Annotated in this window: 11 protein-coding genes; 1 reads left to right on the top strand and 10 read right to left on the bottom strand. The window is 47.6% G+C overall.

Annotation, left to right across the window (positions count from 1 at the left end):
- Nucleotides 1-276: 276 nt before the first annotated feature.
- The 10 genes from MOZ60_RS10860 to MOZ60_RS10815 all read right to left on the bottom strand — a co-directional run bounded on the left by MOZ60_RS10860 (nt 277) and on the right by MOZ60_RS10815 (nt 9912).
- Entirely contained in the window at nt 277-1812 is a 1536-nt protein-coding gene (locus MOZ60_RS10860) for a sulfatase-like hydrolase/transferase (RefSeq protein ID WP_370596697.1), read from the bottom strand.
- The gene (locus tag MOZ60_RS10855) at nt 1809-2180 is read right to left on the bottom strand and encodes a hypothetical protein (protein WP_370596696.1); all 372 of its coding nucleotides are present in this window, start codon (nt 2178-2180) and stop codon (nt 1809-1811) included. The genes MOZ60_RS10860 and MOZ60_RS10855 overlap by 4 nt, the downstream gene beginning before the upstream one ends.
- A gap of 299 nt (nt 2181-2479) precedes the next feature.
- Nucleotides 2480-4360 (bottom strand): ATP-dependent zinc metalloprotease FtsH, encoded by a 1881-nt coding sequence (gene ftsH / locus MOZ60_RS10850; protein ID WP_108775229.1) that lies wholly within the window; start codon nt 4358-4360, stop codon nt 2480-2482.
- Nucleotides 4361-4362: 2 nt separating this feature from the next.
- The gene (gene hpt, locus MOZ60_RS10845; RefSeq protein ID WP_108775230.1) at nt 4363-4920 is read right to left on the bottom strand and encodes a hypoxanthine phosphoribosyltransferase; all 558 of its coding nucleotides are present in this window, start codon (nt 4918-4920) and stop codon (nt 4363-4365) included.
- 149 nt (nt 4921-5069) lie between these two features.
- Nucleotides 5070-6299, bottom strand: a complete 1230-nt coding sequence (gene tilS / locus MOZ60_RS10840; RefSeq protein WP_370596695.1) for a tRNA lysidine(34) synthetase TilS — start codon at nt 6297-6299, stop codon at nt 5070-5072.
- Entirely contained in the window at nt 6266-6826 is a 561-nt protein-coding gene (locus MOZ60_RS10835; RefSeq protein ID WP_108775232.1) for a putative type II toxin-antitoxin system PemK/MazF family toxin, read from the bottom strand. Before MOZ60_RS10835 ends, tilS begins: the two co-directional genes overlap by 34 nt.
- A 50-nt stretch (nt 6827-6876) precedes the next feature.
- Nucleotides 6877-7074 (bottom strand): DUF1146 domain-containing protein, encoded by a 198-nt coding sequence (locus MOZ60_RS10830; RefSeq protein WP_108775233.1) that lies wholly within the window; start codon nt 7072-7074, stop codon nt 6877-6879.
- A complete protein-coding gene (upp, locus tag MOZ60_RS10825) occupies nt 7074-7694 on the bottom strand; it encodes a uracil phosphoribosyltransferase (protein WP_108775234.1) in 621 nt (206 codons plus the stop codon). The genes MOZ60_RS10830 and upp overlap by 1 nt, the downstream gene beginning before the upstream one ends.
- Before the next feature lie 81 nt (nt 7695-7775).
- A complete protein-coding gene (locus MOZ60_RS10820) occupies nt 7776-8528 on the bottom strand; it encodes an alpha/beta hydrolase (protein ID WP_370596694.1) in 753 nt (250 codons plus the stop codon).
- Nucleotides 8518-9912: a WG repeat-containing protein gene (locus tag MOZ60_RS10815; protein WP_370596693.1), complete on the bottom strand. Its 1395-nt coding sequence runs from the start codon at nt 9910-9912 to the stop codon at nt 8518-8520. The genes MOZ60_RS10820 and MOZ60_RS10815 overlap by 11 nt, the downstream gene beginning before the upstream one ends.
- 60 nt (nt 9913-9972) lie before the next feature.
- Here MOZ60_RS10815 and MOZ60_RS10810 point away from each other — a divergent pair, with 60 nt between their 5' ends.
- Complete coding sequence (locus tag MOZ60_RS10810; RefSeq protein ID WP_370596692.1) at nt 9973-11100, top strand: glycosyltransferase; 1128 nt, start codon at nt 9973-9975, stop codon at nt 11098-11100.
- Nucleotides 11101-11202 lie beyond the last annotated feature (102 nt).

Raw genomic sequence — 11202 nt, 5'->3', positions numbered from 1 at the left:
GTCGGCTTTACGTTTGTCTTTTGGACTTCAGCTTGCATAGCAGCCTTATCCGCCTTATGGCCTCAATCAGGTTTCTGTACGTAAGCTCAGAAATATGCTAGCTACTGCTTTCGCTCTGGGTTATTCATCCTCGTCTGGTAGTTCACTTCGCTTGGCGACAAATACCCGCGGCCTGCCTCTATTGCAGGCTAGATGTGTGCCATGCCCGACACACTATAGAAAAGCGCATGGACAGACATTCTCCATACGCTTTCACAAAGCTGGACTTTCATCCCATCATGAGAATTGGTTTATATAGTATTCGGAATATTTAGACAGCTCTGCATTAAAGCTGTCATATCCCATCTGTTCCATTAACGTTTTCTGATCAGAGAAGAGATTGACACCGAGCCCCAGTCTGTCGCCTTCAATATCATACCCAAGGAAGGAAAGAATCGTTGGAAACATGTCCAAAGCGCTGAACTCCCGATTTTTCATATTCACATCAGTCGGTCCATCTTTACTGATAAAGCAGTTATAAATGGTACGGTCATAGTAATCCACATCTGCCACGAGATCATTATCCATGCGGGGATGATCACCGGTGATGATAATCTGTGTATTCTCAAAGAACGGCTGTTCCATGCACCAGTCCACAAATTCTTTGACCTGCCGATCCGCACAGGAGGCAACATTTGCCAACTGCTCTGGATATTCATCCTGACAAAGGTCACAAACATATCCGTCAACATGATGTGTATCAACAGTCAGAAACGTAAGATTGAAAGGCTCATCTTCTGATGCGAGCCTGGTCACTTCGTCTCTGGCAATCTGATACAGGTATTTGTCCTCATACCCCCACCAAACATAATAATCCTCTGGAATATAGCCTTTCTCAATTGCCGTATAGTAATCAAAAATCTGATAATTACCATGCTGCTGAAAATATTCACTGCGTCCAGCAAAAGTCGCATCCGAGCCGCATAAAAATTCCTGGTTATAACCTTGTGCATCTAAAACCTCGCCTAAAGTAGTCACGCCTGAGGCAAAATTCTTGCGGTCATCCATAGAGTTCCCGTCGACTGGAAAGGTAAAAGGAATACCTGAGGTTGTTCCAAACAATGCGCCCATCGTCCAACCTGTTCCATTCACTGTATGCCAGCCGCCCAACTGATTGCTGTTCGAAAAATTGATATTTTCATCTGCCATCTCAGTCAGATTTGGAATGTAATTATTTACAGGCTGATGACCGCCAACAGCTTCGGATGCATATGTTGTCTCCATGCTTTCCATATAGATGTAAATCAGATTTTTCTTTTCCTCGTTCGCCGGTACAATACTGACACTCTCTGGATCCACATAATAATCTTCATAAATCGTCGTCTGGTCTTTCAATGAAGAAATGTAATCTCCAACTGATAAACTGGCATCTACCCTCTGCGATAATGGGAATAACATACATACAGCAAGAACAAGAGCCAGTACACGATTGAGCCATCTGACATTGATATGCAGGTTCACCTTATTGAAAATATTGATGGAGACAACTGTATTGACTTTGCGCATGACGCCTCGATCCCAGAACAGGATCAGCACGATTATTGCAAGGAATAATAAGATGGCAGGCAGACAGTAGTGTACAGCTTCCCACAAGAAATTAGTGTCCGCCCCTTTCATTGGCGAGCGAACCGTATACAGAATTTCTCTGAGTGAAACGCCAAATCTCTCATTAAACCAATTAAGAAGATCATTTCCAACAATGTCAAAAGCCAGCAGGACAAACAAGAACATAAAGAAAATAGTCAAAAGCACACCGCGGATGATTTTTTTCATTTCTGGGTGATCTCTACTTTCCCTGGAAAAGCTATCCGTAATATTTCAACGATGTACGGAAGCAGAGCCCCGATAATGAACGCAATGACCGCATACGTTCCATCCCATGGACTACTGCCATTCAGCGCCGGAACAACTTTGCATACAAATTTCACAACAATCATATTCAGAAGGCAAAAGATCCCATAATTAACCAGATCATTAAATCCCAATGTCTTCTTGTTCTGTCTGCTCCGCCAGATTTTCAAAGAAATCAATGGTGAAAAAAACAGGCTGATGAATGCTTCAAGTGTTTGCATGGCATCCCCTCCGTAATGCAAAAACAACGTAAAATTATTAAAAAGTTTCGATGCAATTGTGTCAAGCATTTCCTTTACATGTCATCAAACTTGTTGGGAAGATATCTGACAGTCAGCCCATATTGTATATGTGACGGGAAGCCATATTTGTGGTCAATGTCTTACTTTCCAGGCGCATCATCAGCAGGCATGCATTTCCCCTGATGCTTTATAAAAGGCGAAAGAACAGTCATATCACTGCACCGAACAGACTTGCGATTGGACATGATTGGATTCACCATTGGACCGATTGGCCTTACGTCAGTACGGATTCGGCAGACAAAAATCCGAAGGACAGGATCATCCTTCGGATTCATGCATTACATTAATTACGCTGCTGTTTCAGCCGGCTGATCAGCAGGTTTATCTGCAGGTGTATCCTCAATCGGCTCACCCTTGACAACCTTCTGGATCTGCTCAGCAGTCAGCGTCTCATACTCCATCAGGGCATTGGCAATGCGGATCAGCTCTTCCTTGTGATCAGAGATGACTTCTTTGGCCTTATCATGGCATTCATTGACGATCTTGCGTACTTCTTCATCAATCTCAAATGCCACCTGGCCGGACACATTGTTCGGAGAGTTGTAATCACGGCCCAGGAACACATTCTCAGAACCGGAGTTGTACTTGATCGGACCAAGATCACTCATACCATACAGTGTGACCATATCCTTGGCAATGTTGGTTGCCCGCTCGATATCGTTGGAAGCACCGGTGGTGACATCATCGAAGAACAGCTCTTCGGCAACACGGCCGCCCATATAGGACGTGATCGTTGCCAGAAGATCATTCTTTGTATTCATCATCTTTTCTTCCTTTGGCGTCATCAGGTTGTAGCCGCCTGCCTGACCACGCGGAATGATGGTGACTTTCTGCACAACCTGCGCATCGTCGAGGTACAGACCAACAATGGCATGACCGGATTCATGATAGGCAACCAGCTTCTTAGTTTTCTCATCATAGGTGCGGGATACCTTGGCAGGTCCCATCATGACACGGTCAATGGCCTCATCAATCTGCTTCATGCCGATTTCATTGAGATTTTCACGCACAGCCAGAATCGCAGATTCATTCAGCACGTTCTCCAGATCAGCACCTGAGAAACCAGGTGTACGCTTGGCCAGAGCATCCAGATCGATGTCATTGGCAAAGTGCTTGTTTCTGGCATGAACCTTGAGAATGGCAGTTCTGCCCTTGCGGTCCGGCAGAGAGACCGTAATCTGACGGTCGAAACGGCCGGCTCTCAACAATGCCGGGTCCAGTACATCCGGACGGTTTGTGGCAGCGATGACCACAACACCGGTATTGTCTTCCATACCATCCATCTCAACCAGCAGCTGGTTCAGTGTCTGTTCACGCTCATCGTGGCCGCCGCCAAAACCAGCGCCGCGCTGTCTGCCAACGGCATCAATCTCATCGATGAAGATAATGCACGGTGCCGTTTCCTTGGCCTTCTTGAACATATCACGCACACGGCTGGCACCAACACCAACAAACATCTCGACAAAGTCAGAACCAGAGATGGAATAGAACGGTACATTTGCCTCACCGGCAACGGCCTTGGCAAGCAGTGTCTTACCAGTACCAGGATGGCCGGAGAGCAGGATGCCCTTTGGAATTCTGGCACCCATCCGCTCAAACTTCTTTGGATATTTCAGATAGTCGATAATCTCGGCCATCTCTGCTTTTTCTTCGTCACAGCCAGCCACATCTGAGAAGCGCACTTTAACTTTGCCTTCCAGACGGGCACGGGACTTGGAGAAATCAAAGGCCTGCTTGTTGGCAGATCCTGCTCCGGCCATGCGGTTGACCATCCAGATGGTCACGCCAAACATCAGCACAACCGGCAGGAAGGACAGCAGCGTATCCAGGAAAGCATTGGACGCATCCGCATCCACAACCGAAACCCTGGCACCGCTGAGATCTGTCATAACCTTGGCAATCTCATCCGAAGTGCTCGGCACTTTGGAACTGAAAGTCACCTTCTGGCCATTATTCTCATAAACACCCTTGATCGTTGTCACATTAGAGCCTACAGACAGAGATGCCTGGGTCACATCCTGGTTTACCAGCACATCCTGCAGGGTATTGTAATCCAGCTCCTGTGAGGAACTGCCGGGGTTCATCGAGAACAATGAAATGACCGCGGCGATCAGAATGACATACGGCAGAAACCGCAGCCACTTGTTTGCATCATTTTTCTGTTGCATTCTTACTGCTCCTTACCTGCATAGCATTCATCCTTCAGCACCCCGATATACGGCAGACAGCGGTACTTCTGGTTGTAGTCCATGCCAAAGCCGACCACAAACTCATCTGCCACCTCAAAGCCAACATAGTCAGCTTTCATATCGTTGATGCGGCGGGAAGGCTTGTCCAGCAGTGTTGCGACCTTCACGCTGGCAGCCCCTTTATGTTTCAGCATTTTCACAACGGTATCAATCGTTCTGCCCGTATCGACGATGTCCTCTACCAGCAGAATGTCCACACCCTTGATGGAAGTATCCAGATCCTTGATGATCTTGATATCACCGATGGATTCCGTTCCTTCATAAGACGATACATCCATGAAGTCATACTGAATATCAAGGTCAATATGGCGGATCAGCTCAGCCAGAAACGGCACAGATCCACGCAACAGCGCAACCAGCAGGGGAGCACGGCCAACTGCCTTATAATCCTCGGTAATCTGCTTGCCAAGCTCAGCGGCCCGCTTTTCAATCTGTTCCTCACTGACCAGCACTTTTCCAATATCATTGTTTTCCCACATAGAAAATGCCTCCATGTCAGATATGATACCACAGCATGGAAGCCTTTCAGCAACCGTTTGCCTATGTTGCCCGACACCTTAAGACCAATCTGCAGATTTTCTTTCCTCAAACAAGACAAATCACAGGGTTTCGCCTCCGGCTGTCTCTTTCAGTGATGTTTCGCTGCAAGCTCACCAAGACTCCGGGCATGCACATACATAGAAGGAGCTATGCTGTAATGATGGATATCACAGCCAAGTCCCGGCACCAGGATCAGATCTCCTCTGGCATTGACCACAACCGGCCAGCCAGAACGCAGTGCTCTGGGAACATGCCGGTCCACAAAGAATCTGTGCACAGACTTATGTCCAAACCGCATCTGAATGGCATCACCCGGTAGTACACTGCGAATCATCAAAGGAAAATCATCTTCCTTCACACTCACAGCTTCGACTGTGCTGCCAGAAGAAGAAATCACATACCGATCAAAACTGCCGTAACAAATCGATTCATACACGTCCTGATACATTCCAATCGCAGGCACCTGATACACATGCTGGTTTTCTCTGCCGATCAGACTGCCATGAAAATCCAGGCAGAAATCATCATGATGGCACAGATCATCAATTTCCTTCATCTGTTTGTTCGTACAGGAAAAATGATTATCCGGATCCAGATACTGCCGCAGGGCACTCAGCCGGACTTCTTCACGCTTTGCAAGATATGCCTGCAGGTCAATGCCGCCTGCCTCAAAGCAGGATGCCGCTTCCTCTCTGATCAAAGCAAGATCCGCATTGGCAGTCTCAATCTCTTTGAGAATCTCTTCTCTTTCCTGCTTTGAAAGATTGCCTTCCTGTCTGAGCTGGCTGCGGCGGTTTTCCCCATGCAGGTTTGTTTCATCCACAAAATACACAATCTGATTCTTTGTGCAGTAAGCTTCCAGCTCCTGTTTACGATAGGAAAGAAGCGGCCGGTATACCGGAATATCATGCCAGTAAGATACAGCATTCAAACCATAATACTTTGGCACAATACCCCGTTCCTTCTGCATCATCCATGTTTCAATCAGATCATCCTGATGATGGGCCACCAGGATGCCATTGTACTTATTCTCTTTGACAAGCTTTTCAAAAAAGTCATAGCGCCAGGTTCTGGCAGCCGCTTCAAAGTTGCCGCTCCATGTAAAAGGATCATCCAGAATAGCCAATGGAACATGATGTGCATGGCACCAGGAGGTCACATATGCCTGCTCTGCATCTGCCTGTTTTCTCTGATGGTAATTGACAAAAGCAGCCAGTACAGAAATGTGTTCCTGTACACACATGGCTAACAGTGCCATGGAATCACTGCCCCCTGACACGCCGATTACATATCGTTTTCCCTGATACGCTTCAAGCATGTCGTTATTCTACCATCACTCATGATCAGCCGCAGAATTCTTGTCTGGATCTCAATAAACAGATCACTGCCCGGATCAATGCGTCCCATGATGTCAATGACTCTGGCAGTATTGACATACTTCAGGTCATTCAAAAACAAGACAGAGTGTTTCCGCATCCCCGGTATCAGACCGATCCGCATCAGGTGTTTCCGGCCGCTTGGATTGTCATTGGGATCATAGGCATTGCGGTACTGCAGCGTGTTGCTGGTCATGGGCACCAGCAGTGCCTTTGAGCCATAGATGGAAAGCACCAGGCCGAAATGCTGGAAGGCACACTCATAGAGATATCCCTGGCCAAAGTCGGTATAGCAGATATCACCCTGCTTCACCTGGATGCCGAGGTTCTCGCTGGAAGACAGCTGACAGCGCTGCAGGTGGTTGCGCTCTGAAATCATCGCCATCTCCACATGCCCCGGCATCAGATCCTGATACACACGGCTGCGGTAATACATATAGTTCTGCATGTTTTCGTTGTTCTCACTCATAGAAAAAATCCCTTTCTGCCTCTTTATGGCCTTGGAAAGGGATCATTCCTTTATTTTAGATAAACAAATGCAAGCAGAAAACTTCCTGCCAGGTATGCCAGTGCGCACACACAGAACAAATACAGCATCCATGCCTGTCCGACATGCCCTGGTTTGAGAAACTTCTCAAAGTTGACGCCGGACATGGCATACCATGCCATAACAAAGCAGACCAGATATACTGCCGTGCGCAGCAGAAACTGTGTCATTACTTGGTGCCGAAGATTCTGTCACCGGCATCACCAAGACCCGGTACGATGTAGCCCTTCTCATTGAGATGGTCATCCAGAGCAGCCAGGTAAATGTCCACATCCGGATGTGCATGCTGGACAGCCTGCACGCCTTCGGGTACACCAACCAGACTGACAAGCTTGATTGTCTTGGCACCGCGCTTCTTGATCGCATTGATGGCATCCACGGCACTGCCGCCGGTTGCCAGCATCGGATCCACAACCATCACAATGGCCTCATCCAGATTGGAAGGAAACTTGGCAAAATACTCATGCGGTTTCAGTGTCTCCTCATCACGGTACATGCCAATAAAGCCAACCTTGGCTGTCGGCACCAGTCTGCGGATGCCATCCAACAGACCAATACCTGCACGCAGAATCGGCACAATCACAACCTCACGGCTCAGTTCAAAGCCTGTTGTCGGTCCAATCGGCGTCTCAATGCTCACCGGCCTTGTCGGCAGATCACGGCACACCTCATAGGCCATCAGCTCGGCAATCTCATCCAGATTCTCACGGAAATCCTTTGTACCGGTTTCCTTTTTGCGCATCTGGGTCAGCTTATGTGTAATCAGCGGATGATTCAATACTTCCAGCATATTCTTGCCTCCTGTTTTTCCAGAACAATGATATTTGAGAATGATGCGCATTTCAACGCACAATTTCACAAAACCATGCAATCACGAAATCACTGCCAGCGTATCATCCACCGTTTCCTGCCATTGTTCCTTTGCAGAAATGGATGCCTGTCCATCCCCCTTCTGCACGCCATAGCTGCCAAACTGGGCATGATTTCCCCCGGCAATCATAAATACATACGTATTTTCAGGATAGTGATCCTGATTCTTAAGCACCTGCTTCTGATTGATCACACCATCCTGATCCCCATCAATCCACACCACCGTCAGATCCGTATCCGATAAATCCTTTGTACTGTAGGCGCCCAGTAAGATCAGCCCCTGATATTCTGACACATGCCCGGCAATATAAGCTGCTGCCATTGCACCGCCCAACGAATGTCCGGACAGATACCACTTTGTAATCCTGGGATACTGTTTCTGGATGCCATCTGCCCCGTTCATATTGAACACGGCAAGATGGAACGGCATCTTGACCAGAATGCAGGTAATGCCGTTTTCTGCATACTTCTTTAATAATGGCAGATAGGCACGCTCATCCACTTTGCCGCCTGGATAAAAGATGATCCCGGTATCACCTGCCTTCTGCGGCAGGACGGTATAGTTACCCTGATCATCCTGCAGAATTGACACATCACCAGGATTTTCCAGCAGGGACAGGGCCGTTTCGTCCGCGTGATAATAGTCACTGACATAAATACCAAATGATACACCTGTCACTGCTACGATCATCAGCACAATGGCAAGAAGAATCTTCAGGAATGAATGTTTTGTTCTTCGTCTATTATCCTTCATTCTTTTCCACCTTCAGATATTCACCATCTTTGTCCGCAATCCACTCATTCTCACCAATCCGGTACCATGTATAGCCGCCGTTTTCCATCATGGCATCAAAAGGATAACTTTCATCCTTGTAAACAAGATCCACGGCATTGGCTGCAGACGACGGCTTTTCGCGCACATTCAGATTATCCGCCAGCACCGTCACAGTCCCACTGACACTTTCCTGCACGGCACTTGGAAACAGATCATCCATCGTCACAAAGGCATTGCTTTTCAAAGCATCCAGATTCAGGATACCCCACTGACCATCATGACATACATAGGCATGGCTATTGACCGTGTAGGACACGGCATCAAACTCACACGGAATGACTTCCTTGCCCGTTTCATCAATAAAGCCCCACTTGTCATCCCGTTTTACCGGACAATAGCCATCCTCAAAATACAGCACATCCTGATAGATGTACGAAGTCATGGCTTCACCGGTATCTGCCCTGACAATGGCCATCAGCCCGTCCTTGTCTGTCAAAAGTGAAGAACCGTCCTGACTCTTTTCCTCCACAGCATAATACCCATTGACAAAGCTGTCTTTGACCACCATGCCGGAAGGCCCATCCGCCAATGCATTTCCGCTTTCATCCAGAATCTTATATCCTGTCATTGCAAAAGAAGAATCCACCACTGACACAATCGCACGATGGCCTGAGGCATCATACGTTTTGTCAGAAACAATCGATGCCGTTTTGCCATCCTTGCCATGTTCAACATAGACAAGTTTGTCATCGAGCATCACAAAGCCAATGTCCTTCAATGCCTTGGAAGAGGATGGTGTAAATTCTGACAATGTGGAAAAATCACGGGAAATCCGATACACCGTATCGCCATCTCTGTAGATAAAGCAGTGATCCACAGCATCATAGCTGATCTTGTCTTGATCAAATGTCACATTGGCCTGAAATACCTCATTGCCATCAAAGTCCTGTACGGCCAGTGCGCCATACCTGGAAATGCCCACAAACGGTGTTGCATAGGCATCTTTCATACCATCATCCCAGTTCACCGGCATGCCGGTTTTCTCCCATGAACTTGTATCACTGGAATCAGAATAGGTGGAAGTGGTCAGGATCATCAGATCATCCATCGCCATGCCCGGTTCCACAATCCAATACAGATTGGCAGAAGCAGTGGGTGAAGCACTGGCAGTGGATACAGCAGATACTGTTGGTGCAGGTGATGCATCATTCTTCTTTTTAAAGATGTACCCGCTGACACCAGCAATGGCCACGACAATTACCAGCACTGCAATGGCCGGTCCATATCCATGCTTTTTCTTTGGTTCCTCGTTGATCACCGGGATCTCTTCCGTATCCCGTTCATCCTTATTTCTGTTCTTCATAGGCACACATCACGCATCATCAAGCGCGTCCCCTTAATAAAAATGGTATCATTATTTTCGATGAAAATACTGATTGTCCCCTTCATTGTACATCCCAAAGCAGACGCAGCGTACTTCCTGTCCCGCAGTATGGCCGATGTTTTCACTGCTGCTGGCATGGAATGCGCCATCTGCTGTGATCCAGACAACACCTTCCGCCAGGTGCGTGTCTACCCCAGCCATCTGCCATCCCATCCCCTGTTCAACTGGGGTGCCGACAACCGTTCCTATGAAGAATGGATGTACTCCCAGGGCCTGCTGACAAAAAATGCCGTGCTTTCCGATACCCAGGACATTCAGGATGCCATCGCTGACTTCCACCCCGATCTGATCATTGCCATCAACCGCCCGGCCGCCAATATTGCCGCCAAGCTTGATAAGATTCCCTGCTGGACTGTTGTCCATCCTGCCATGTACCGCAATGCGTGGTTTCCCAGCCGCTGCATGCATGGCATCAACCAGGCATTGACACAATTGCAGACAGAACAGGAACTGGATCTTAAGACTCTATATGCCCACAGTGTGCGCCGGCTTGCCTTTGGCTGCCTGCAGAGTGCTCCGTTTCCATCTGATGCCAATATCACAAGAATCGGCTCCATGAACATTGAGGAACACCGCAAGACCAGAACCAACCGGGTATGTATCTACCTTGGCAGTCTGCACAGCCGGCCAAAGACAATCGCAAAGATCATTGAAGAAGCCTTTGCCGGTGCACCTTACTATGTTTACATCTGGATCAAAGGCATCCCCGCCCACGCATACAAGAACCTGCACTACATCAAGGAACCGGACAGCAGCCTGATCAACGGCTGCTCCGCGGTCATCCATGATGGCAATACCTATTTCTATAACCAGGCAATGGTCAATGGCATTCCACAGATGTTAATCGCAGATCACACCTGTATGCGCAACTACAATGCCATGGCAGCCGCAAGAGGACATTTCGGGGTATACCTGTATGAAGAAGACCTTGAAATGGCCGCATTATACGAAACATACAGAAAACTCATGAGCGATGATCTCTACTATGAATCTGCCCAGAAATACAGAGAGATGACACTGCACCATGGTGATCTGACCCAGATTCATGACTTCACATATATTGACATGATCGACAATAAAGCAAAAGGGGCTGTAACAGTTGAATAAGCTGTTACAGCTCATTTTTTTGCGCTTGCACATATTTTCGCTGTATATCTATCAGTGCAAACCAAAAGCCGATTTATTCATGTGAAAAATATGCATAATATC

It is taken from the genome of Grylomicrobium aquisgranense, assembly GCF_033971865.1.
Taxonomy (GTDB): Bacteria; Bacillota_I; Bacilli_A; order Erysipelotrichales; family Erysipelotrichaceae; genus Bulleidia; species Bulleidia massiliensis.
This window is presented reverse-complemented; position numbering and strand designations above follow the sequence as displayed.

Bases quoted from the DNA above. Each gene is read 5' to 3' on its own strand.
- MOZ60_RS10860 (WP_370596697.1), bottom strand. From the start codon at position 1,812: ATGAAAAAAATCATCCGCGGTGTGCTTTTGACTATTTTCTTTATGTTC.
- MOZ60_RS10855 (WP_370596696.1), bottom strand. From the start codon at position 2,180: ATGCTTGACACAATTGCATCGAAACTTTTTAATAATTTTACGTTGTTT.
- ftsH (WP_108775229.1), bottom strand. From the start codon at position 4,360: ATGCAACAGAAAAATGATGCAAACAAGTGGCTGCGGTTTCTGCCGTAT.
- hpt (WP_108775230.1), bottom strand. From the start codon at position 4,920: ATGTGGGAAAACAATGATATTGGAAAAGTGCTGGTCAGTGAGGAACAG.
- tilS (WP_370596695.1), bottom strand. From the start codon at position 6,299: ATGCTTGAAGCGTATCAGGGAAAACGATATGTAATCGGCGTGTCAGGG.
- MOZ60_RS10835 (WP_108775232.1), bottom strand. From the start codon at position 6,826: ATGAGTGAGAACAACGAAAACATGCAGAACTATATGTATTACCGCAGC.
- MOZ60_RS10830 (WP_108775233.1), bottom strand. From the start codon at position 7,074: ATGACACAGTTTCTGCTGCGCACGGCAGTATATCTGGTCTGCTTTGTT.
- upp (WP_108775234.1), bottom strand. From the start codon at position 7,694: ATGCTGGAAGTATTGAATCATCCGCTGATTACACATAAGCTGACCCAG.
- MOZ60_RS10820 (WP_370596694.1), bottom strand. From the start codon at position 8,528: ATGAAGGATAATAGACGAAGAACAAAACATTCATTCCTGAAGATTCTT.
- MOZ60_RS10815 (WP_370596693.1), bottom strand. From the start codon at position 9,912: ATGAAGAACAGAAATAAGGATGAACGGGATACGGAAGAGATCCCGGTG.
- MOZ60_RS10810 (WP_370596692.1), top strand. From the start codon at position 9,973: ATGAAAATACTGATTGTCCCCTTCATTGTACATCCCAAAGCAGACGCA.